We start from the raw sequence: 21,290 nt of genomic DNA, 5'->3' as shown, positions 1-21,290 counted from the left end.
TTTTAACTCATCTCTTATTTCGGTTGGGCCAGTAATATCAGCTTAAAACTGCCATTATCGGCGATTGTTTCTACGATTGAGAACCGCTTTTGGGCTTTTCGTTCAAGGGGAATGTGCAGGTTTACCACAAAACAGGCGACACCATCAGTCTGCAGATGTTTACGGGCAGCCTCCAGAAACCGGTCGGTCATGTCACCCTCGATACCGAAGCCCTGATGGAACGGGGGGTTGCAAACGATCAGTGGGAATCGCGCCACAATTTCCTCTGCACAATCGGCCGCAATGACCTCGGCATCGATTCCCTGCTGCTTAAAGTTTTCCTTGCAGGCCTGCAGGGCGCCGGCGTTGTTATCGGTGGCAGTGATCCGGCAGCCTGTAGGGGCACAGTTCAGCGACAGATAACCATAGCCGCAGCCCAGATCAAGGGCGGTTTGCGGTGGGCCTGGTAGTCGTTCGATAAAGCGGGGTAGTTCGGCGACCAGAAAAGCGCTGCCTTTGTCGATCTTATTCCAGCCGTAGACCCCGGGTTTGCTGATATAACTGAAATTTTCGTCAGCCGCCACTTCTCGAAGGCGGGTGTAATCCTGATCTTCGAGCAATTCTGTATCAGGGACTCCCGGTGACGTCAGCACACCCATCCAGGTATTTTTGTCTGACTTGGACTGTTCCATCTGTCCGGAAAACAGTTTTTTTGCCTTATCCAGATAGGTTTTAATCCCTTCGTTTTTCAACCCGGAGATGCATAGAGTGCCGCCGGGCTTGAGGATGCGGATCGCCTGGTTGATCACATGGTGCACTACCGGTTTTTCTTTCGAGATCCGGTAGATAATTTTGTCTACGCTATGATTTTCATAGGGGCTGAAATCAAAGTCAGAAAACTGGCTGTTCCAACCGGCTTCTTGCAGTTGTTGGCAGAGATCAAAGCGGTTGCTGATAACGGTAACGGTCGGGTTAACCCGGCTGGTCTGATTCAGCAGGTTTTCATCGGCAATCCATAGTGCGATGCCGTGGGCGCTGTCCAGCTCGGGTTTTACCAGAGAGAAGGCGGTGTCAGTCATCAGAAAGAGTTGGCCTCTGCTTCGGTGAGAAAACGAAATTCGCCGGGTTCCAGTTCTGCATCCAGGATGATCGTGCCGATCTGTTCACGGTGCAGGGCGATGACTTTATTGCCCATGGCGGCAAACATCCGCTTAACCTGATGGTAGCGGCCTTCGTGCAGGGTCACCCGGGCCTGAGTCTCTGAAAGCACTACCAGTGTGGCTGGCAAGGTGGGGTTATCCTCATTGCGCAGCAGGATGCCATTGGCAAATGCTTCGACGTAGTCCTCGGTGATAGGGTCTGCCGTGGTGACAAGGTAGACTTTATCGCAACGATGTCGGGGCGAAGTGACCCGGTGTGACCACTGACCATCGTTGGTGATCAGTACCAGCCCGGTGGTGTCAATATCCAGTCGTCCGGCGGGGTGAAGGTCACGGATGTTGTCCAGCTCCAGCAGATCGATCACTGTTGGGTGTTCTGCATCTTCAGTAGCACATACGGTGCCCTGCGGTTTGTTCAGCATCAGATATCTGGGGCCCGGAGGTGAAACTTCCCGGCCCTCAAGTGACACCTCATCATCGCTGCTCACTTTATACCCGTGATCCTGACAGATCTGACCGTTGACCTCGACATTCTTGCATTTGATCTGTCGTTTAATAAGACTGCGGGGTAAACCGGTTGCCTGACTCAGATATTTATCCAGTCGCATCGAATTTCATCTGCCTGTTATCAAAAAACAGCTAGTATACCGGTAGCAGCCGGAATGCAATAGAGCTGGTAATCAGCTAATATACGCCGCCCGTCTAATGACTAATTTAAACTGACCGTGTGACTGCCTGTGAAGCTTTTTGTAGATAACCTGACCAACGTTGACTTTTCTTACCTGCACCCGCAAAGAGGTCTGCTGGGAGAGTCCTGGCTGGTCCAGCTGGTGCTGGATGGCAACCTGAATGAGCAGGGTATGATCTGTGACTTCGCTATTGTAAAAAAAGCGGTAAAGCAGTGGTTTGATAACTGTATCGACCATGGCTTAGTGGTGCCCACCGCAATGGCTAACCTGTCAGCCATTCAGACCGGTGGGGAAACAACCGTGACCTGGCAGTACCCTGATGGCGGAGAGTTTTTCTGCCGTTCACCCAAACAGGCGATAGTGCTGGTGGATCTGGAACAGGTGACGGAGACCAGTCTGGCTAAGTGGTGTAAAGATCAGCTGCTGGCGCTGTTTTCTGATGAGGTGCAGGGGCTGGAGATCAGTTTTGTGCCTGAGTCGATCAGTGGCGCCTTCTATCACTACAGCCATGGTTTGCAGCAGCACGATGGCAACTGTCAGCGCATCGCCCACGGACATCGCTCGCGGATTGAGATATATCTTGATGGTCAGCGTGATACCGGCGTAGAGCAGCACTGGGCTGAAATCTTTCATGATATCTATATCGGTACCCGCAGCCACCTGCTGGCAGAACCCTCCACAGAGCACCACTATCAGTATGATGCGCCGCAGGGCCAGTTTGAGATCAGATTACCGGCAGAGCATTGTTATCTGATCGATACGGAAACGACTGTTGAGCAGATTGCCTGTCATCTGGCGGGGCAGGTAAAAGCGGAATACCCTGATCGTGACGTGATGGTGAGAGCTTTTGAAGGGGTCGGCAAGGGCGCCATTGCCACCGCCTGAGTGATGTGGGAGGTGCGTCCTCGCGGCGATTGGGCCACCAGAGTGCAGGACACCCCGCGATAAGGCAAAAAAAGCCCCGACTGGTCAGTCAGGGCTTTTCTGTTTTCAGTCGGGTATTAAGCGCGTTCGATTGCCAGCGCAGTACCCATACCACCACCGATACACAGAGTCGCCAGACCTTTCTTGGCATCGCGACGAGCCATCTCGTGCAGCAGCGAAACGAAGATACGGCAGCCTGAAGCACCGATTGGGTGACCCAGAGCGATAGCACCACCGTTCACGTTGACGATGTTAGTATCCCAGCCCAGGTCTTTGTTAACTGACATCGCCTGTGCCGCAAACGCTTCGTTGGCTTCAACCAGTTCCAGATCATCAATAGTCCAGCCCGCTTTTTCCAGCGCTTTCTGAGTGGCGCAGATTGGGCCAGTACCCATGATAGAAGGGTCAACCCCTGCAGACGCATAGGCTTTGATAGTCGCCAGAACCGGCAGACCCAGTTCAGCGGCTTTCTCTGCAGAGCAGAGGATTACCGCAGCAGCGCCGTCATTAATCGTAGAGGAGTTACCCGCAGTAACGGTGCCGTCTTTCTTGAATGCTGGGCGTAGTTTGCCCAGCGCTTCAGCAGTAGCGCCGTGACGTGGCTGCTCATCTGTATCAAAAACGATTGGATCACCTTTGCGCTGAGGAATAACCACGGGGATTATCTCATCAGCAAATTTGCCTGCTTTCTGAGCGGCTTCCGCTTTGTTCTGAGACGCAGCGGCAAAGGCATCCTGCTCTTCACGGGTGAAACCGTATTTCTCAACGATGTTTTCAGTGGTGATACCCATGTGATAGTCGTTGAACGCATCCCACAGGCCATCTTTGATCATGGTGTCGACCATCTTCCAGTCACCCATGCGGGCACCGTTGCGGGAGTTAGGCAGGATGTGCGCAGAGGCGCTCATGTTTTCCTGGCCGCCAGCAATAATCATCTCAGCATCGCCACAGCGGATCGCCTGAGTGGCCAGTTGCAGTGCTTTCAGGCCGGAACCACAGACTTTGTTGATCGTCATGGCCGGGACATCAATCGGCAGGCCGGCATTGATCGTTGTCTGACGGGCAGGGTTCTGGCCGCAGCCAGCGGTCAGCACCTGACCCAGAATAACTTCATCGATCTGGTCAGCCTGGATGCCGGATTTTTCCAGCAGACCTTTAATAACGGTAGCGCCAAGATCGCTGGCAGGAACAGATGCCAGAGAACCATTAAAATTACCTACGGCCGTACGGCCTGCAGCTACAACAACAACATCACGCATGATCATTCCTCTTGCTTGTAAGATTGCTGCGGTAGTGTAGTCACGTACTGTGACTATTTAATGGCAGGTCAGCCAGTAACCTGTCACGAAACACTCTGCAGCTTTTTTTGTAGTAATCATCTTTGTGCAGTGCAGTACAGCATAGTCGAAAGCCAACTGCAATGGGGTTTCCCCTAATCTGGCGGCATGAAGAATAAAAAATGACGCCAGATCGTTCAATTTAGCAGTTGTTTAATCGATTACCAAGCCGACCAAAGGTGAAGATGCCACATAAGGGTTATGTTCAGAGATCAACAACCATATTATCAATCAGACGGGCTTTGCCCAGATAGGCGGCAGCCACCAGTACTAACTGGGTATCGTCCGGGCCGGCGTGTTGCAGATCCTTGCGGTTGCAGATGGTGTAGTAGTCCCGCTTAAAGCCTGCCTGCTCGAGTCGCTGCTGAGCTTCTTCCTGTAATGCGGCATAGTCGCGGCGCCCAGCGCTGATCTGGGCAATAGTCTGACAGATCGTCTGGTTCAGAATAGGAGCCGTCGCTAATTCTGCTTCGGTCAGATAGCCGTTGCGCGAACTCAGGGCCAGGCCACTCTGGGCCCGGGCAATTGGCGCGCCAAGGATTTCAACCGGCAGAAACAGGTCTTCAGCCATACGACGGATAACCATCAGTTGCTGGAAATCTTTTTCGCCAAAGATAGCGACATCGGGCTGGACGATTCCAAACAGTTTACACACCACGGTGGCAACCCCGCGAAAATGTCCTGGACGGCTGGCACCGCAGTGGATATCGGAGATCCCTGGCACTTCGATCAGTGTCTGGATTACCTGACCGTTGGGGTACATCTCATTGATATTCGGCGCAAACAGATAGTCGCAGCCTGCGGCTGTCAGTTTTTCCTGATCTGATGTCAGGGTGCGTGGATAGGCATCCAGGTCCTCATTCTCACCAAACTGCAGTGGGTTGACAAAGATGCTGGCGACGGTGATGTCGGCATGATTGTTCGCCTGGTGAATCAGTTGGATATGCCCGGTATGGAGATTGCCCATGGTTGGAACAAAACCGATTTTTTTGCCCGCACGACGCTCTTGGCCGAGGGCTTCACGCAGCTCAGCGATAGAATAGATGGTTTTCATGATGGTTAGAATCCGTGTTCAGGTCCGGGGAAGGTACCGGCCTTCACTTCGTCAGCATAGGCTTTGAAAGCGGCGGCGATATCATTGTTGTCAGCCATAAAGTTTTTGACAAACCTGGGGCTGCGGCCCGGAGTGATTCCCAGCATATCGTGCATCACCAGCACCTGAGCATCTGTGTCTGCACCAGCGCCGATACCGATAACCGGAATGTCTACCGCTTTAGTGATCTCGCCTGCCAGCAGTGCGGGAACGCATTCCAGCAGCAGCATCGCTGCGCCAGCCTGTTCCAGACGTACGGCATCTTCGATCATCTTTTTTGCGGCACTGTTATCACGTCCCTGTACTCTGTATCCCCCCAGGACATTGACCGCTTGTGGTGTGAGCCCAAGATGGGCGCATACCGGAACTCCGCGTTCTGCCAGAAGGGTAATTGTTTCGTCCAGCCAGGCAGCACCTTCCAGTTTGACAATATGGGCGCCGGCCTGCATCAGCGCGGCGGCGCTGTCCATTGCCTGCGCGGGGGTGCCATAGCTCATAAAGGGCAGATCGGTCATGATCATCGAACCCTGATTGCCTGCTTTTACGGCGGCGGTATGGTAAGCCATCTCTTCTAGGGTGACCGGCAGAGTGCTGTCATTGCCCTGCAATACCATGCCCAGGGAGTCGCCCACTAATATCACCTCAACACCAGCGGTGCTGATAAGGTGGGAAAAACAGGCGTCGTATGCGGTAAGCACCGCAAACTTTTCACCGGCCTGTTTACGAGCCATCAGTGTATGAAGGGTAATGCTGCTCATAAGAGAACCTGCTTATTTATTACTCAGACGGGGGGATTATACATAGCCCTTTTCCGTTTAACTATTATCTATTGTGCATAGCAGTAAAAAACGATTTATATTATTGTTTTTAAAGAATTTTATGTTTTATTAAATTCGTTCGAGAGTGCCTTTTTCGCACTGCTTAATGCATTCGGCGAGACTTTTCTGCTGTGCAATAGTCAGGTCTGGGTTGATTTCTGCCAGAGGATAGAGCACAAAATTGCGCTCATGAAGGTAGGGGTGGGGGACGGTTAATCGTTCATTGCTGATTAACTGATCACCGTAGAGCAGCAGGTCCAGATCCAGCGTGCGGGGACCCCAGTGCTGAACTCTGACCCGCTGATGCTGTTGTTCCAGTGCCTGTAGTGCATCAAGCAGCTCAAGCGGAGACAGGCTGGTCTCCAGGCTGGCAACTGCATTGATATAGTCGGGCTGACCGGGCGGACCAACCGGATCGCTGCGATACAGGCTGGAGTGGATCAGATGGCGGCAGTTGTCTAAACGTTGCAGCTCCAGCAGTGCGGTGGCTACCTGTGTCACCGGATTTTCAAGGTTGCTGCCCAGCCCTATGTAGCAACGGGTCCAGGGGCTGGATGCGGGAGACTCAGCCATTATTCTGCTCATGCTTTTTTGCTGGTGAGCGGCGTCTGCGGCGTCGTTTGGGGGCCTCGTCTTTGGGGACTTCGCGGGACATATGGCTGCGTATCTGCGGGTTCTGTGTCTGATAGTCAGTCCACCATTTACCCAGGCCTTCCAGATCTTCACCGCTGTTTTCGCGCAACACCAGCAGGTCATAGGCGGCCCTGAAACGTGGATGTTCCATCAGCCGGTCGGCCCGTTTGCCCTGACGGCGGGGAAGGCGGAACTGCAGCTCCCAGATCTCTCTGATCGGTGTGGAGAATCGCCGTGGAATAGCGGTCTGACTTATCTGCTCGCCAATTACCTGATTGGCCGCTTCATGCATTGCCGGCACCGTATGCAGCCCTTCCTGCTGTTGCAGTTTACGCATCCGTTGCTGCATTGGATACCAGAGCAGGGCGGCAAACAGGAAGGCTGGAGTGACGCTCTTGTCCTGCTGCAGCCGGCGATCGGTATTCTGCAGGGCATTCAGTACCAGTTGTTCTACCGGAGCCCCTTGCGGGTTATCAAGACAGTATGCGGTCTGGCTGAAGATATGTTCCAGCAAACCGTATTTACGGAACTGATGGTAAGATTCCACACCATGGCCAGACTGGAATATTTTCAGTACTTCGTCAAACAATCGGGCCGGCGCGATATCTTTCAGCAGATAGCCCAGCTCATACAGCGGGGCTTCTGTTTCTGGCTCAATGGTAAACCCCAGTTTGGCAGCAAAGCGCGCTGCTCTGAGCATCCTTACCGGGTCTTCCCGATAGCGGGCGTCAGGATCGCCAATCATCCGCAGAGTGCGGTTTTTCAGGTCGTTGTAGCCGTGCGTGAAATCATAAACACAGTGGTCTTTAGGACAGTAGTAAAGTGCATTGACGGTGAAATCGCGCCGTAGTGCGTCCTCTTCAATGGTGCCGTAGACGTTATCGCGCACGATCATACCGCTGTCGTTCTGACGGCCATGCTCGCCATCGCTATTTTTGGGGTGACTGTCATGGCTGGCGCGGAAGGTGGCTACTTCGATCATGTCCCGGCCAAACCGGACATGCAGTAGTTTAAAGCGCCGGCCGATCAGGCGTGAACGACGGAACAGCGCATGTGCCTGCTCCGGGGTGGCATTGGTGGCAACATCAAAATCTTTGGGGTGCTTATTCATCAGCAGGTCGCGGATACATCCGCCCACCAGATAGCCTTCGTAGCCTTCATCCTGCAGGTGATAAGCGGTCTTCATCGCTGCGTCGTTCAGCTGTCGGCGAGGAATTTGATGAACCTCTTCGGGAATAAGCTGAGGGCCGCTGGTTTGCGGGCTGGCTTCGCCGGCTGAGCGTTTTCGATGACTACCGAATAGTTTACGGATAAACGAGCCTATTGGTGATGAGTTTTTGTCCATATAACACTGAGAAACTTGCGCAGAAATAAGAGCGCAGAATAATAGCATGAAATCTAATCAAAAACGCAGTTAAAGCCGCAGTTTTACTGATCTATAGTGCAAAGGGTGTAGGAAATATAACAGGACAAAAGGAGATGGGTAAGCTGACCGCTTTTAGACAACAACTCTGTCTTAGCTTGTTGTTTTTATTTCTAAGAGCACTGTTTCGGGACCGTTGTATTGGGTGTCAATTCAGCGATCAGCTTGTAGAGCCTCATTTTTATTTTTATTCGAGGCGGTGTACTTATCGACCATAATCTGGGTTTTATTTTTATTATGATTATTGGCGGTAAGTATTGTTCTTCTTCTTGTCCGTATATACAGCAGTAGTTGTGCCAGTTTTGTTAACTATATGTTTTTATTATATTTATTGTTTTTGAGAGCTGTTTGTTACCCTGTTACCGCAATAGAGGGTAACAAAAAGTGTTACCTTTTTACTCATGCTGCATCTGCTCAATGGGGGATAAGTAACACTTTTGCTCCCGTTCTGATGGCAGTCTTTTCAGACCTTGTTATGCCTCTTTAGACTTTCGTGGAATACCCAGCTTCTGGCGGCGCTCCCATAAACACTTGCGACTGATGCCCAGTTTTTTTGCCAGCTTGGTTTCACTCATGTTGTCCTGATTTTCCAGTACGAAGCGCTGGAAGTAATCATCCAGAGAGAGGTTCTGGTCCGGGCGGCGCTCACGGAGATCGATCTCTGTTTCCGCGACAAGTGAGTGACCACTGGCAAAGCTGGATTCCAGTTCTGCCAGAGAATTGGACTCGATATCGAGCCCCAGCAGGTCTGTGGTGATGTGGTGATCATCCGCCAGAATAACCGCCCGTTCAATGGCATTCTGCAGTTCGCGGACATTGCCTGGCCAGTTATACCGTATCATCGTGTCGCAGGCATCGGCACTGAAACTGAGCAGCGGGGAGCCGAGTTTTTCGCAGCTTTTCTGCAGGAACTGCTGAGCGATCTCGATAATATCCTCACCGCGTTCCCGCAGTGGCGGCATTTGCAGCTCCATGACATAGAGCCGGTAATAGAGATCTTCGCGGAACTCGCCCGTTTTGGCCAGGGCTTTCAGATTGCGGTGGGTGGCGGCAATCAGCCGGACATCAACGTGGGTCGATTTGACCGCGCCTACTCTGCGGATCTCGCCCTCCTGTAAAAAGCGGAGCAGTCGGGCTTGTGCTTCCAGAGGCAGTTCGCCAATCTCATCAAGGAACAGAGTACCGCCATTAGCGGCTTCGATCAGGCCGTTGCGGGCCGAATCTGCGCCGGTAAATGCCCCTTTCTCGTGGCCAAACAGCTCTGATTCGATCAGGGTTTCCGGGATCGATGCACAGTTTACGGATACCATGGGCGAGCCTGAACGGTCGCTCTGCTGGTGGATAGCTCTGGCTGCCAGTTCTTTACCGGTGCCAGATTCGCCCTGAATCAGAACGGTGGCATCGGTGCGCGCCACCTTGTGAATCCGGCTGAAGAGGTTTCTCATCGCGGCACAGTTACCGACCATCTGGTTTTCCGGCAGTTGTGCTCCTGCACTACGGTCAGCGGTTTTGTCATCGCCCCCGCGCAGCTTGATAATGCTGGCGATGGTTTCCAGAATCTCTTCGTGATCAAACGGTTTGGCAATATAGTCAACGGCCCCCAGCTTCATCGCATCCACGGCGGAGCGCATGCTGGCGTAACTGGTCATAATGACCACCGGGACCGCTTTGGCCAGGTTGATCAGGTCAGTGCCCGGGGCACCGGGCAGGCGCAGATCACTGATGATCAGGTTGTAATCATTGAGATTGAACTGGCTGGTTGCTTCGTCAACGGACCCTGCGTCGTCGACACTGTAGCTGTTGCGCTCCAGCAGTCGCCGGAGGGCAGAACGTATAATAGACTCATCTTCTACGATCAGAATGCGGCTCATTCGGTTTACCTTTGCTTCTTGTCCTCTGGTCGGCAGGTGTTTGTTATCTTACAAACTTAATCCTGCAACGTGACCGGGAGGGTGATAACCACCTGAGTGCCATTGTTCTGATTTTTATTGGCGGGACTCACTATGCTAATACTACCATAATGCTCTTCAATGATGTTATAGACCAAAGGCAGCCCTAATCCAGTGCCTTTACCGGGGTCTTTGGTGGTAAAAAAGGGTTCAAACAACTTGTTCTGGTGTTCCGGGGCGATCCCGCTGCCCTCATCCGTCACCGTGATCTCGATGGAGTTGCTGTTGCGTTTGGCATCCAGCCATACCCGGCCATGGATTGGGGTCGCATCACAGGCATTATTGATCAGATTGACAAACACCTGCATCAGCCGCTGTGGGTCGCCGCTGATATTGACGGTGGCATCGATATTGTTGATCAGATTAATCTCGCGTCCACGGCTGTCCATCGACACCAGGTGAAGTGCCTCATCGGTCAGCGCTTTGAGGTTGATATCTTCCTGCAGCTGTTTGCCCTCACTCTGACCGGTATGCGCAAAGCGGATCAGCGACTGCACTATACGGGTGATGCGGTTAGTCTGGGCAACAATCTGTTCGCCGCTTTCAAGGATGATCTCATCATCGGTTTCATATTTCAGGTTCTGCGCCAGGCAGGCGATTCCGGTGACCGGATTGCCAATTTCGTGTGCTACTCCGGCAGCAAAGCGGCCGATTGAGGCGAGTCGTTCGTTGTGGGATAGCCGGTTGACCAGAATCTGGTTTTCGGTTTCATTTTCCAGCAGGATCACCATCGATTCTGAGTTTTCCGCCAGACTGGCTTTGTGCAGACTCAGCCAGCAGTTCTCTCCGTTGATCAGCAGGTGGTGAGAGAGCAGATGGTTTTGTTCCTGTGTTGAAAAGTCATGCAGCAGCGCCCCCCAGGGCTCAGGCAGGTTGATTAATCTGCGAGTCAGCACTGATGAGGTTTGTAAGCCGGTAAACTGTTCCATCTCCTGATTCCAGAAGATAATCTGGCCTTTTTCGTCCAGCGAACAGGCGCCCACAGGTAAGCGTTGCAGGGTCATCCGGTGGTGGCGGCGCAGGTTATCCAGTTCAGCTGCCAGGCCGCTGAGCCGGGTTTGATAGTTTTCCAGTTGTCCCTCCAGCAGATGGATGTCCCGGGTGCGGTACTGATCCAGGGTGTCTTTGTGAATCTGCTGGTTTAACAGTGTGCTGGCTTCAACCGGTCCGAACAGAGCGCTAAGCCGGCTCTCAATCAGGGTCCTGAGGCGCATCAGGTCGATAGCGTTAAGCTCGCCGCGGTGCAGATTCAGCTCCTGTAATGCTTGTTCAACCTCCTTCTGGGCTGTCGCTTTTCCCAGTCGGGCACTGAGTAACGTCACCAACTCGTCGCTGTGACTGATGTTTAACTGAGGGCCAACCGGACGTTGCAGGCTGTTATGCAGACAGGCGCTGGCGCTGGCGATCTCTTCCGGTGAGCTGCGGGTAATGATGGAGGCCAGCAGGAAGACGATAATATTGGCTGTCAGCGCATAGATGGCGATGTGGTGCCAGTTCTGATGATACATAATCGATGCGTCATCGCTGATCGTTCCATTCAGCAGGGCGGTGAGCATCGGGAAAATCCAGGTGCTCATGCCAACAATCAGTCCGAGGCAGAAGCCCGTGCGGTTGGCTCCCGGCCAGAAAAGTGTTGCGAGGATGCCCGGCAAAAACTGCATAAAGGCGATAAATGCCAGGGTACCAAGCCAGTGGATATTGTAATTCAGGCCGACCTCAGCATAGAACAGATAGCTGCTAACCATCATCACGATAATGAGTATCCGTCTGAGCCACAGCAGATGGGAATATAACCGCTGTGTTGATAGCGGCGGAACCAGTGGCAGGATCAGATGGTTCTGTAGCATCGAGGCGATTGAAATGGTCGCTACAATGATGATTCCGCTGGCTGCGGTCAGGCCGCCGATAAAGGCCAGGGTGGTGATAAAGCCGGATTCCAGTTTAATGCCCAGATTGAGAATCAGGAACGCGGGCTGATCTGCAACCCCCAGGCGGATGCCCGCCCAGAGAATAGGGGGCACTGCTAACGCCAGTATCAGCAGGTAAAGCGGTACCCCCCAACTGGCTTTGTGCAGACTGTTGGAAGAGGTGTTTTCGGTAAACATCATATGGAAGGTGTGCGGCATCACGATGATGGCTGAGAAAAAGCCCAGCAGCATGGTGCGCCACATATCGCTGTCCAGTTGTGTGTCGAATACCGCCAGTTCTTCAGGGTGTTGCTGCAGCCATAACTCCAGTCCGCCAGGACCTCCCATCACATTGAACAGAGCGTACAGCGCTATGGTCGTGAGGGCGAACAGCTTGATCAGTGATCCCGTTGCCATCGCCACAATCAGACCGGTACGGTTATAGCGCAGAGAGGGGTTGCGGGCCCCCACCAGAATCGAAAACAGAGCGATCAGGGTGCAGAAACCCACCGCGATCTGATCTGAAGAGAAGTCCTGATTAAGAATATGCAGTGAATCTGAGACCGCCTGAATCTGAATCGATATGAGTGGCAGAATTGCGATCAGGGAAAAAATCGCTGTCAGGGCGCCGGCCGTGGCGGAACGAAAGCGGAAGGCAAACAGGTCGGCCAGCGAGCTTAGCTGGTAGGTGCGGGTGATCCGCAGAATCGGAATCAGTATCACCGGCGCCAGAAAGAAGGCGGCAGACGCACCGAGATAGGATGCCAGAAAACTGTAGCCAGACTCTTTGGCAATGGCGAAGGTACCATAAAAGGTCCAGACACTGGTGAATACCCCCAGTGACAGCACATAGGTGACCGGATGATAGATGATGCGTTTGGCAACCCAGCCCCGTTCAGTGATGTAAGCAGTACCAAACAGGGCGGTCAGATAGGCGATGGCGATCAGCAGCAGGCCAGCCAGATTAAAATTCATCGCTACGCCGTCTCCTTTCCAGTATGGCGACAATCAGGATCAGAGCAGCCCAGATAATATAGGGCCTGTACCAGGGCGTGGAAGAATCAGGCCACCACTGATCGAGAATAGGAGACAGCAGGTACCCTCCGATGACCAGGACGATCAGGACGCGGTAAAAATGCATCAGCTATCCTCCAGAATAATGCCTGTTTGTTTTGGCACAGCGGTGATATCCCAGTGCGCAGAGGCCCAGCTAAGACACTCTTCAATATTGCTGTCGGTTAATTCTGCCACGGGTTGCTGACCAAGAAAATCCAGGGCGCGGATGATCAGCTGTAGTGCCTGATCTTCATCCAGTGCCGGGGCCAGGGTTTGTTTACTGAGCTTCTGCCCCCCGATGTTGGTTGCGACAGGAATATGGGCATAGGCTGGCTGAGGGTATCCCAGTTGTTGTTGCAGCTGTATCTGCTTCGGCGTTGAATCAAGCAGGTCGGAACCGCGGACGATATGGCTGATCTGTTGCGCGGCATCATCAATTGTGACCGCCAGCTGATAGGCAAAAAAACCATCCCGGCGGAAGATGACAAAATCCTCAACCTGATCTCCGAACTGCTGGTGGCCCTGAATCCGGTCATCGAACGGGTGATCCTGATCACAGCGACTGCGAATGGCACAGTGCGCATCGGTCACAGGTGGGTGGTTGCGACAATAACGATCATAGAGTAAGCCGCCGCTGCGTTTGCGAATCTGCTGTCGGGAGCAGCTGCAGCGATAGGCCGCGCCACTTTGAATGAGCTGTGACAGAATATCGCTATAGATCGCGTGTCGGTCACTCTGACGAATGACTTCGCCATCCCAGTGCAGTCCAAACTGTTCCAGTGTTTTTAAGATGCTGTCGCTGGCACCCTCAACCTCGCGGGGAGGGTCAAGATCTTCGATGCGTAATAGCCAGCGACCCTTATGTGCGCGGGCGTCAAGATAGCTGGCAACAGCAGCCAGAAGGGAGCCGAAATGGAGCGGGCCAGTGGGTGAGGGAGCGAAGCGACCGGTATAGATCATTGCAGAAGCGGCTGACAGGGTCAGCCGCGAACAGATCAGATACCCAGCTGTTTCTCTTTGATCTCAGCCAGTGTTTTGCAGTCAATGCAGAGTGTTGCTGTCGGGCGTGCTTCCAGACGTCGCACACCGATCTCTACACCGCAGGCTTCGCAGTAGCCGTAATCATCTTCGTCGATGCTTTCCATCGCTTTAGATATTTTGTTGATCAGCTTACGCTCCCGGTCCCGGGTGCGTAGTTCAAGGCTGAACTCCTCTTCCTGGCTGGCGCGGTCGCTGGGATCAGCAAAGTTGGTTGCTTCTTCCTGCAAATGGTTAACGGTACGGTCTACCTCTTCCATTAGCTCCTGTTTCCAGGCGTTCAGAATTTGGCGGAAATGATCTTTTTGAGCTTCGTTCATGTACTCTTCGCCATCCTTGATAGGATAAGGCACAAAGTGTGTGAACTGTGTTTCTTGATTCGGCATAGTTCTGCCTCGCTTCTCTCTCAACAGGTCGGGCAATGGTGCCCGAACGCTTCTACCAACGGCCATGATGCTGAAGGTGTTTAAACCAACCATCAGAAGGGAGCTGAAGTTACCAGAACCTTTGAGTTTTCACCAGCCCCAAGATCAAAAAACTGTAAATCATCTGAAACGGCCACATTTTTGATTTTTTTCAATCTGTTGTGTAGTCCAGAGTCATTCAAAGCGGCACAACGACTAACTATAGCAGCGATTAGTTGTTTTATCGCAATCGTTACGTGGCTGATGTGGTGATTCCGGGGAGTGACGTTATTCTTTCAGGCTATGACTAATGTATAATCCTGACCATTCAAAAACGGTCAACAGAGGGAGCCGCGTGTGATGAATCACTGGTCGGATCGGGTCGCTGATATCGAATCCTTTAAAGTTATGGATCTGCTCAAACGGGCCAAAGAGCTGGATGCTCAGGGGCATGATGTTGTGCATATGTGTGCCGGAGAACCCGACTTTGCCACCCCGGCGCCGGTTGCCGAGGCGGGGATCGCGGCGATTCGTGATGGCCACACCCAGTACACTCCGGCGGCCGGAATTCCCCCGCTTCGTGAGGCGATCGCCGGGTTTTATCAGCAACGCTATGGTCTGAATATTCCGGCGGAACGGGTGATTGTTACGGCGGGTGCTTCCGGAGCATTGCTGATGGTGTTTGCGACCCTGACTAACCCGGGGCAGACCTTTATGATGGCTGATCCCGGTTACCCCTGTAATCCCCGTTTCCTGCGTTTGTTGGAGGCGCGGGGACAACTGGTGCCGGTTGGCACAGATGACAACTACCAGTTAACCCCGGAGCTGATCGAGCAGAACTGGAACAGCAATACTGCGGGGGTTCTGCTGGCTTCCCCCGCTAATCCAACTGGTAGTGTGGTGCACAGAGAGCAACTGGAGCTGATCTCGCAGACGGTCAAAAGCAGAGCGGGTCACCTGATAGTCGATGAGCTGTATCACGGTCTGACCTATGGTTTTGATGCCCCCACGGTACTGTCGGTAGATCAGGATGCGTTTGTTCTGAACAGTTTCTCAAAGTATTTTGGCATGACGGGCTGGCGACTGGGCTGGACGATTGTGCCCGACGCAGCGGTGGCGGATATTGAACGGCTGGCGCAGAATCTGTTTATCTCGCCTCCGACTATTGCGCAGCACGCTGCTCTGGCGGCGTTTCGTCCTGAGACTATTGATATCCTCGAACAGCGCCGCGAAGCGTTCCGGGAGCGGCGGGACCTGCTGGTTGACGGCCTGCGGAAATTGGGTTTTGAGATCCCGCTGATGCCTGAAGGCGCGTTTTACGTCTATGCCGATGCTTCCCGGTTTACCGACAATACTTTCGATTTCTGCTGGGAACTGCTGGAACAGGATAAAGTGGCGGTCACCCCGGGCATCGATTTTGGTGAGTACCGGGCCAACCGCTATATCCGTTTCTCTTACACCACCAGTCTGACACAGATCGAAAAAGCCCTTGAACGACTGCGAAAAAGGCTGAGCTGATGCTACTGGACAATATGCAGCCCGGCCGGCTGATCAAACGCTACAAACGGTTTCTGGCGGATATCGAGCTGGATAATGGGCGACAGTTGACAGTCCACTGCCCGAATACGGGGTCAATGAAAAACTGTGCTGATCCTGGCAGTCAGGTCTGGATTCAGGACTCCGGCAATCTGAAACGTAAATACCCCTTTGGCTGGGAGCTGGTGCAGGTTGAGGGGCGCTTCTGGGCCTGTATCAATACCGGTCGGGCGAATGCGCTGATCCGGGAAGGGATTGAAAACGGAGTGATTACTGAATTGCAGGGGTACAGCTCAATCCGGCAGGAGGTCAGGTATGGCGATGAGAACAGTCGTATTGATCTGTATCTGGAGGATGAGCAGCGGCCCCCCTGCTATGTGGAGATCAAGAATGTCACCCTGCTGGAACAGAACGGTATCGGCACCTTTCCCGATGCCGTCACCACCCGGGGGGCCAAGCATCTGCGGGAGCTGATGCTGATGGTCTCAGAGGGATATCGGGCGGTGTTGATGTTCTGTGTCCCCCACACCGGTATTGAACAGGTGCGTCCGGCGGATCATATCGATCCGGCCTATGGTCAGTTGCTGCGCGAGGCGGCCGCTGCGGGCGTTGAGGTTTACGCCTATGGCGCCTCGATTTCGCCACAGCAGGTGGTGATCAGTCAGCCGTTGCCGGTCTGTCTGTGACCCCTATTCCGGGATGCAGAGCTGCCCGTCGATAATCTCATAGCTAACCGGGATCAGGCTGGCTCCGGCGCAGGGGCCTGCGATGCATAGCCCCTTGTCGATGGTGAATAGCGCGCCATGAGTGGAACACTGGATAAACTGTTTTTCCACATCGAGAAATGTATCGGGCAGCCACTCCAGCGGAACACCTTTATGGGGACAACGGTTTTCATACAGGTAGATGCGCCCCTGTCGACAGACCGCAAACAGCTTGCGCTGATTCAGTTCTATCCCTTTCGCGCTGTTTTCAGTCAGCTCACTGATGTCGAATAACGGGGTAACGGTTGGCATAGTGAATCCGGTTAATCTTCGGTTGAGAAAATATCAGGTCGTTGTGCTGATACTGCTATTATAATCGCCAACTTTCATTGCCAATGATAGCGTCTTATTAAAAAGAGGGTGCCCTTAATCTGTGAATAGCCTGCTGGCAACTCTGATTGAGTTGCGTGTTTTTATAATTACCCTGTTAGTGTCGGGTGCTGTTCATCTGACACTGATCGGTAGCGGCTGGCTGTCTTCACCACAACCGGTTCGTCTGGGCGGACAGGAGCTGAATGTCCGGGTGACCGCTCCCCGCAGCGACAACGGCAGTGAGGAAAGCAGCCGGGAGGTGAATGAATCACATGAGCGTAGTGCACCACATGAAAGCAGCGCGCCTGTTATTGCAACGGCAACCGATCAGCCGGCAGTGATGTCTGCAGCCAAACCGCCTGTCAGGCCTGCAGCTCAGCCGGTTGCGACCTCCCCCGAACGGGTGCCTGATCATGTTCCCCCCGCCGCTGAGCCGGATTCGAAAGCTGACTCCGCTGAGACTCAGCTACCCAAAGCCGAGGCTCCTGCGGTGGTTCGGGAACCGCCTGAGAAGCCACCGGTAACGCGTCATCAGGCAGAACTGCTGTCCTCTCAAAGCACACCGGTGTATCAGAACCACCCGGAATTCAGGGTGTCGCCAGCGCCGCCTCAGTATCCACGACTGGCACGTAAAAGGGGGATTGAGGGGCAGGTGGTTTTGCGGGCTGAAATCGGCCGGGATGGCGCTGTCGAGGGGGTAAGGGTGGAACACAGCTCAGGCTCTGACTTGCTGGATCAGGCCGCCCGGGACGCGGTGCAGCAGTGGCAGTTTGTTCCGGCCAGACAGAATGGATTAGCGGTGGCGTCTTATGTCCGGGTGCCGGTTGATTTTGTTCTGGAGAAACGCTGATGAGTCATCGCACGATAGTGATTGGATTATGGGTGTTATTGCTAATATCGGCGCTTTTTTCACTGATGACCGGTCCCGTGGCTGTCGATCTGAGTGGCGTGCTTGATGACTCTGTCGCCAGTCAGGTGTTCTGGCAGTTGCGTCTGCCACGCCTGATGCTGACGTTGCTGGCCGGAGCGCTGCTGGCGATCACCGGAGCGGCTGCACAGTCGTTATTTCGTAATCCGCTGGCCGATCCCGGTCTGATCGGTATCTCCGCCGGGGCGGCCCTCAGCGCGGGGGCGATGATGGTGTTGCTGGGTAGTTCGGTCTACCTGCTGGGGGGGCTGATGTTACCACTGGCGGCGTTTGCCGGAGGAGTGCTGACCACTTTGCTGGTGGCGCGGTTATCGGTCACCCTGCAGGGGGTGTCAGTCACCAATATGTTGCTCTGCGGTATCGCGATCAATGCGATTGCCCTGGCCGGTCTTGGCGGGCTGAAATATCTGGCGGGTGATCAGCAGCTGCGTCAGCTGAGCTTTTGGTTACTGGGCAGTCTGAATCATAGTCGCTGGCAGGATTTGCTGGTGCTGCTGGTGGCTGCAGTACCGGTATTATGGCTATTACCCCGCTATGGCCAGAAACTGAATCTATTGTTGCTGGGGGAGCAGCAGGCCGGCTTGTTAGGGCTGAATGTGGTGCGTTGTAAGCGGCTGATGATTCTGCTGATCGCTCTGGGAGTCGGCGCCGTTGTGGCACTCACCGGTATTATCGGTTTTGTCGGTCTGGTCGTCCCCCATCTGGTACGTCTGTTAACCGGCCCTGATAACCGTCGTCTGCTGCCTCTGTCGGCGCTGCTGGGGGCGGTGTTGCTGACCGTTGCCGATAGTGTATCGCGACTGCTGGTGAGTCCTGCTGAGTTGCCGGTCGGTATTGTCACCGCGCTGGTGGGCGGGCCATTTTTTCTGTTGCTGTTAACCCGGCGTAAGCGGGAGTTGAACATATGTTAACCGCTACCGGTCTCTGTCTGAAACGCAATGGGCAAACGCTGCTGGACGATATCTCTGTAGAACTGCCGCCGGGGGAGATAACGGTATTGCTCGGACCAAATGGTGCAGGTAAATCCACTTTGTTAGGGATGCTCTGTGGGTTGAACCGGGCGGACAGTGGCCGGGTTTGTCTGGCTGGCGTCGAGTTGTCCGGGATGGAGCCGCAACTGAGAGCGCGTTATCTGGCGATGTATACCCAGCAGCAGCCGCTCAACTTTCCTTTCCGGGTGGCGGAGGTGGTGGCACTGGGCTGCTACCCGTTGCTGTTGGACCGGTCAGCGACAGCGGCAAGGGTGGCAGCCTGTTTACAGCAGTTTCAACTGGAATCGCTGGCGCAGCGCGATTATACCTCCCTCTCCGGTGGTGAACAGCAGCGCGTGCAGGTTGCCCGGGTGCTGGCTCAGGCGGGGCCCGATTGTCAGGTGTTGTTGCTGGATGAGCCGGTCAGTGAGATGGACCTGAGGTATCAGCAACTGCTGCTGCAACAGATCAGAATGGTCGCCGCGGCGGGGGTATCGGTCTGTTGTGTGCTGCATGATCTCAATCTGGCGGCGCAACTGGCAGACCGGGTGGTGCTGTTACAGCAGGGGCGGATGGCCGCCGTGGGGCCGGTGGACAGTGTGATGACTGAACGACAGCTCAGCGATCTTTATCAGGTGACTGTGCGAAAAACCGACACCCTGTCTGGTCCTGTCTTTATCAGCCAGTCCGGCCCTTAATCGTTTAATGATAAACTGATTTGCGGATCCCGCCGGATCTGCTCAAAGAGACTTTCGACTGGATCTGCGCAGTTGGTATCCACTTTATAGCAATAGCGTTGCTCTGCCTGGGTTAATGGCTGTTTGGTTTTCTGCTGCTGCCGCATGATCTGTACATCGGCATCGGAAGGGTCTGCAGCCTCCGCTACGCGGCGTTCCAGACGTTGCTCCATTAAGGTCTGGTTGCAGGTACAGGAGATAATGCGCATCTCAACCCCCAGTTTTTCAGCAATGCGGCGATAACTCTGACGGGTACGTTCGCGGATAAAGGTGGCATCAACGATCACTGTTTCTCCCACTCTGAGCAGCTTCTCGGTGAGGGCCTTGAGGTGGTTGAAGGTATGCACATTCATCTCGTTGCCATACAGCTGCAGTTTTTCCCCTTTCAGGCTCAACTCCCGATGCAATCGTTTACGTTCAACGTCTGAGCGGATTCGGATAGCACCACTGCGCTCCAGCAGCTGCTGGCTCAGGTAGCTTTTGCCGCTGCCTGATACACCATGCATCAGAAACAAAACCGGGGAGGGCTTGTTGGCATAGCTCAGTGCCAGCCTGATATAGCGGCGGTATTCCGCAAGGTCGACTTGCTGGCCAATCACCGCAACTTTGGCGCGTACCATTGCCCGATAACCTTTATAAAAGTTAAGTAACCGGGTGCCGTCGTAGTCACCGGTAATTTCCAGATAGCGGTTCAGACAGCGATTGGCAAAGGCATGCTGTTGATTGGCTTCCAGGTCCATCAGCAGGAATGCCAGATCGCAGATGGTGTCGATCCAGCGAAACTCCAGATTGAATTCAATGCAGTCAAACAGCCTGACCTGGTTATCCAGCAGGGTGGTATTGCCCAGGTGCAGATCGCCGTGACACTCACGAATATTGCCTTCGCGCTTGCGTTGTTCAATCTTTGAAGACAGACTGCGGAACTGCTGACTGACCTGATAGGCTAATTGCTGTAGTTCCAGCCAGTCATCGAGTGAATGCAGATGCTCGCCGGTGTGGGTGAAATTATCGCTGACCACCTGCCAGACCGTGTCAGTTTCGCCCCAGGGGCCATCGTTACTGGCGTGGGGTACAGCAAGGTGAAAGTCTGCAATCTGCTGACTCAGCGCGTCAATGTGAGCGTTGGTCAGGGCGCATTTTTGTAACAGCCGGTCCAGCCGCAGGCCGTCATCAAACTGGCGCATTTTTACCGCATACTCGAACGGTTCCGCCGAACTATTCGGTTCAGAGTTGTCTGTATCAGCAGCAGGTGCGTCGCTCTCCACCGGTGAGGCTGTCACTGAAGATGTGTTGGCCGGTTCAGGAATGGTTAATTCCACAGCGGTTAGTGTGGGGCTGGCCGGCGAGCCGCAAATGGCGACGACCTCCTGATATATATCCGGAGCTAATCGTTGATTCAGGCGGAGTTCTTCATAACAGTAGTGTTTGCGACTCTCCAGACTGGTAAAATCAAGAAAACCAAAATTGACCGGTTTCTTGATTTTATAGGCGATCTCGCCGGTCAGAATTACCCAGGAGATATGCGTCTCAATCACCCGGATCTCAGCGACCGGATGAGGATAATTGTTTGGATCTGACAGGGCTGTGATCAGTTCTTGAGTCATATATTTTTTAGTAGTTGCCGGAATTCAC

General features: G+C 53.7%; 19 protein-coding genes. 6 read left to right on the top strand and 13 right to left on the bottom strand.

Annotated features, from left to right (window positions below; translation table 11 throughout):
- Nucleotides 1-14 precede the first annotated feature (14 nt).
- Nucleotides 15-1,058, bottom strand: coding sequence for a class I SAM-dependent methyltransferase (locus OCU43_RS20240; RefSeq protein ID WP_091361592.1), 1,044 nt, complete (start codon nucleotides 1,056-1,058; stop codon nucleotides 15-17).
- A complete protein-coding gene (gene rsuA / locus OCU43_RS20235) occupies nucleotides 1,058-1,747 on the bottom strand; it encodes a 16S rRNA pseudouridine(516) synthase RsuA (RefSeq protein ID WP_091361596.1) in 690 nt (229 codons plus the stop codon). Before rsuA ends, OCU43_RS20240 begins: the two co-directional genes overlap by 1 nt.
- A 129-nt stretch (nucleotides 1,748-1,876) precedes the next feature.
- Here rsuA and OCU43_RS20230 point away from each other — a divergent pair, with 129 nt between their 5' ends.
- Entirely contained in the window at nucleotides 1,877-2,713 is an 837-nt protein-coding gene (locus OCU43_RS20230) for a 6-carboxytetrahydropterin synthase (protein WP_091361600.1), read from the top strand.
- A gap of 116 nt (nucleotides 2,714-2,829) precedes the next feature.
- Here OCU43_RS20230 and OCU43_RS20225 read toward each other — a convergent pair whose 3' ends face one another.
- From OCU43_RS20225 to dksA, 9 genes are all read right to left on the bottom strand, one after another.
- A complete protein-coding gene (locus tag OCU43_RS20225) occupies nucleotides 2,830-4,011 on the bottom strand; it encodes an acetyl-CoA C-acetyltransferase (protein ID WP_091361603.1) in 1,182 nt (393 codons plus the stop codon).
- A 283-nt stretch (nucleotides 4,012-4,294) separates the two neighbouring features.
- Entirely contained in the window at nucleotides 4,295-5,143 is an 849-nt protein-coding gene (panC, locus tag OCU43_RS20220; protein WP_091361605.1) for a pantoate--beta-alanine ligase, read from the bottom strand.
- A gap of 5 nt (nucleotides 5,144-5,148) precedes the next feature.
- Complete coding sequence (panB, locus tag OCU43_RS20215; RefSeq protein WP_091361607.1) at nucleotides 5,149-5,940, bottom strand: 3-methyl-2-oxobutanoate hydroxymethyltransferase; 792 nt, start codon at nucleotides 5,938-5,940, stop codon at nucleotides 5,149-5,151.
- A gap of 129 nt (nucleotides 5,941-6,069) precedes the next feature.
- Nucleotides 6,070-6,585 carry a 2-amino-4-hydroxy-6-hydroxymethyldihydropteridine diphosphokinase gene (gene folK / locus OCU43_RS20210; RefSeq protein WP_245756635.1) on the bottom strand — a complete coding sequence of 172 codons (516 nt, stop codon included), beginning with the start codon at nucleotides 6,583-6,585 and terminating at the stop codon, nucleotides 6,070-6,072.
- Complete coding sequence (pcnB, locus tag OCU43_RS20205; RefSeq protein WP_091361614.1) at nucleotides 6,566-7,978, bottom strand: polynucleotide adenylyltransferase PcnB; 1,413 nt, start codon at nucleotides 7,976-7,978, stop codon at nucleotides 6,566-6,568. The genes folK and pcnB overlap by 20 nt, the downstream gene beginning before the upstream one ends.
- A gap of 551 nt (nucleotides 7,979-8,529) precedes the next feature.
- Nucleotides 8,530-9,927, bottom strand: a complete 1,398-nt coding sequence (locus OCU43_RS20200; protein WP_091361616.1) for a sigma-54-dependent transcriptional regulator — start codon at nucleotides 9,925-9,927, stop codon at nucleotides 8,530-8,532.
- A gap of 56 nt (nucleotides 9,928-9,983) precedes the next feature.
- On the bottom strand, nucleotides 9,984-12,887 hold the full coding sequence (locus tag OCU43_RS20195) for an ATP-binding protein (protein ID WP_091361620.1): 2,904 nt from the start codon (nucleotides 12,885-12,887) through the stop codon (nucleotides 9,984-9,986).
- Nucleotides 12,888-13,052: 165 nt separating this feature from the next.
- Entirely contained in the window at nucleotides 13,053-13,928 is an 876-nt protein-coding gene (gluQRS, locus tag OCU43_RS20190) for a tRNA glutamyl-Q(34) synthetase GluQRS (RefSeq protein ID WP_091361624.1), read from the bottom strand.
- Nucleotides 13,929-13,963: 35 nt separating this feature from the next.
- Nucleotides 13,964-14,392 carry an RNA polymerase-binding protein DksA gene (gene dksA, locus OCU43_RS20185; RefSeq protein WP_091361626.1) on the bottom strand — a complete coding sequence of 143 codons (429 nt, stop codon included), beginning with the start codon at nucleotides 14,390-14,392 and terminating at the stop codon, nucleotides 13,964-13,966.
- A 378-nt stretch (nucleotides 14,393-14,770) separates the two neighbouring features.
- Here dksA and OCU43_RS20180 point away from each other — a divergent pair, with 378 nt between their 5' ends.
- Together OCU43_RS20180 and sfsA are read left to right on the top strand one after the other, a co-directional pair.
- Nucleotides 14,771-15,928: a pyridoxal phosphate-dependent aminotransferase gene (locus OCU43_RS20180; RefSeq protein WP_091361628.1), complete on the top strand. Its 1,158-nt coding sequence runs from the start codon at nucleotides 14,771-14,773 to the stop codon at nucleotides 15,926-15,928.
- Nucleotides 15,928-16,632, top strand: a complete 705-nt coding sequence (gene sfsA / locus OCU43_RS20175) for a DNA/RNA nuclease SfsA (protein WP_091361630.1) — start codon at nucleotides 15,928-15,930, stop codon at nucleotides 16,630-16,632. Before OCU43_RS20180 ends, sfsA begins: the two co-directional genes overlap by 1 nt.
- Nucleotides 16,633-16,635: 3 nt before the next feature.
- Here sfsA and OCU43_RS20170 read toward each other — a convergent pair whose 3' ends face one another.
- Nucleotides 16,636-16,962, bottom strand: a complete 327-nt coding sequence (locus OCU43_RS20170) for a Rieske (2Fe-2S) protein (protein WP_091361632.1) — start codon at nucleotides 16,960-16,962, stop codon at nucleotides 16,636-16,638.
- Nucleotides 16,963-17,083: 121 nt separating this feature from the next.
- Between OCU43_RS20170 and OCU43_RS20165 the strand changes: the two genes are divergently transcribed.
- The 3 genes from OCU43_RS20165 to OCU43_RS20155 are packed head-to-tail and all read left to right on the top strand — an operon-like array spanning nucleotide 17,084 to nucleotide 19,619.
- On the top strand, nucleotides 17,084-17,872 hold the full coding sequence (locus tag OCU43_RS20165) for an energy transducer TonB (RefSeq protein WP_091361633.1): 789 nt from the start codon (nucleotides 17,084-17,086) through the stop codon (nucleotides 17,870-17,872).
- On the top strand, nucleotides 17,872-18,861 hold the full coding sequence (locus tag OCU43_RS20160) for a FecCD family ABC transporter permease (protein ID WP_091361635.1): 990 nt from the start codon (nucleotides 17,872-17,874) through the stop codon (nucleotides 18,859-18,861). Before OCU43_RS20165 ends, OCU43_RS20160 begins: the two co-directional genes overlap by 1 nt.
- On the top strand, nucleotides 18,855-19,619 hold the full coding sequence (locus OCU43_RS20155) for a heme ABC transporter ATP-binding protein (RefSeq protein WP_091361636.1): 765 nt from the start codon (nucleotides 18,855-18,857) through the stop codon (nucleotides 19,617-19,619). Before OCU43_RS20160 ends, OCU43_RS20155 begins: the two co-directional genes overlap by 7 nt.
- Here OCU43_RS20155 and OCU43_RS20150 read toward each other — a convergent pair.
- Complete coding sequence (locus OCU43_RS20150; RefSeq protein WP_091361638.1) at nucleotides 19,616-21,262, bottom strand: bifunctional aminoglycoside phosphotransferase/ATP-binding protein; 1,647 nt, start codon at nucleotides 21,260-21,262, stop codon at nucleotides 19,616-19,618. The two genes, OCU43_RS20155 and OCU43_RS20150, sit on opposite strands and share 4 nt — an antisense overlap.
- Nucleotides 21,263-21,290 lie beyond the last annotated feature (28 nt).

The sequence above is a fragment of the Amphritea atlantica genome, from assembly GCF_024347255.1.
Lineage (GTDB): Bacteria > Pseudomonadota > Gammaproteobacteria > Pseudomonadales > Balneatricaceae > Amphritea > Amphritea atlantica.
This window is presented reverse-complemented; position numbering and strand designations above follow the sequence as displayed.

What these genes read in the sequence shown, in the direction of transcription:
- OCU43_RS20195 (WP_091361620.1), bottom strand. Translation starts at nt 12,887, where the DNA reads ATGAATTTTAATCTGGCTGGCCTGCTGCTGATCGCCATCGCCTATCTG.
- pcnB (WP_091361614.1), bottom strand. Translation starts at nt 7,978, where the DNA reads ATGGACAAAAACTCATCACCAATAGGCTCGTTTATCCGTAAACTATTC.
- folK (WP_245756635.1), bottom strand. Translation starts at nt 6,585, where the DNA reads ATGAGCAGAATAATGGCTGAGTCTCCCGCATCCAGCCCCTGGACCCGT.
- gluQRS (WP_091361624.1), bottom strand. Translation starts at nt 13,928, where the DNA reads ATGATCTATACCGGTCGCTTCGCTCCCTCACCCACTGGCCCGCTCCAT.
- OCU43_RS20155 (WP_091361636.1), top strand. Translation starts at nt 18,855, where the DNA reads ATGTTAACCGCTACCGGTCTCTGTCTGAAACGCAATGGGCAAACGCTG.
- OCU43_RS20225 (WP_091361603.1), bottom strand. Translation starts at nt 4,011, where the DNA reads ATGCGTGATGTTGTTGTTGTAGCTGCAGGCCGTACGGCCGTAGGTAAT.
- OCU43_RS20160 (WP_091361635.1), top strand. Translation starts at nt 17,872, where the DNA reads ATGAGTCATCGCACGATAGTGATTGGATTATGGGTGTTATTGCTAATA.
- OCU43_RS20200 (WP_091361616.1), bottom strand. Translation starts at nt 9,927, where the DNA reads ATGAGCCGCATTCTGATCGTAGAAGATGAGTCTATTATACGTTCTGCC.
- sfsA (WP_091361630.1), top strand. Translation starts at nt 15,928, where the DNA reads ATGCTACTGGACAATATGCAGCCCGGCCGGCTGATCAAACGCTACAAA.
- OCU43_RS20170 (WP_091361632.1), bottom strand. Translation starts at nt 16,962, where the DNA reads ATGCCAACCGTTACCCCGTTATTCGACATCAGTGAGCTGACTGAAAAC.
- dksA (WP_091361626.1), bottom strand. Translation starts at nt 14,392, where the DNA reads ATGCCGAATCAAGAAACACAGTTCACACACTTTGTGCCTTATCCTATC.
- rsuA (WP_091361596.1), bottom strand. Translation starts at nt 1,747, where the DNA reads ATGCGACTGGATAAATATCTGAGTCAGGCAACCGGTTTACCCCGCAGT.
- OCU43_RS20180 (WP_091361628.1), top strand. Translation starts at nt 14,771, where the DNA reads ATGAATCACTGGTCGGATCGGGTCGCTGATATCGAATCCTTTAAAGTT.
- OCU43_RS20150 (WP_091361638.1), bottom strand. Translation starts at nt 21,262, where the DNA reads ATGACTCAAGAACTGATCACAGCCCTGTCAGATCCAAACAATTATCCT.
- panB (WP_091361607.1), bottom strand. Translation starts at nt 5,940, where the DNA reads ATGAGCAGCATTACCCTTCATACACTGATGGCTCGTAAACAGGCCGGT.
- panC (WP_091361605.1), bottom strand. Translation starts at nt 5,143, where the DNA reads ATGAAAACCATCTATTCTATCGCTGAGCTGCGTGAAGCCCTCGGCCAA.
- OCU43_RS20240 (WP_091361592.1), bottom strand. Translation starts at nt 1,058, where the DNA reads ATGACTGACACCGCCTTCTCTCTGGTAAAACCCGAGCTGGACAGCGCC.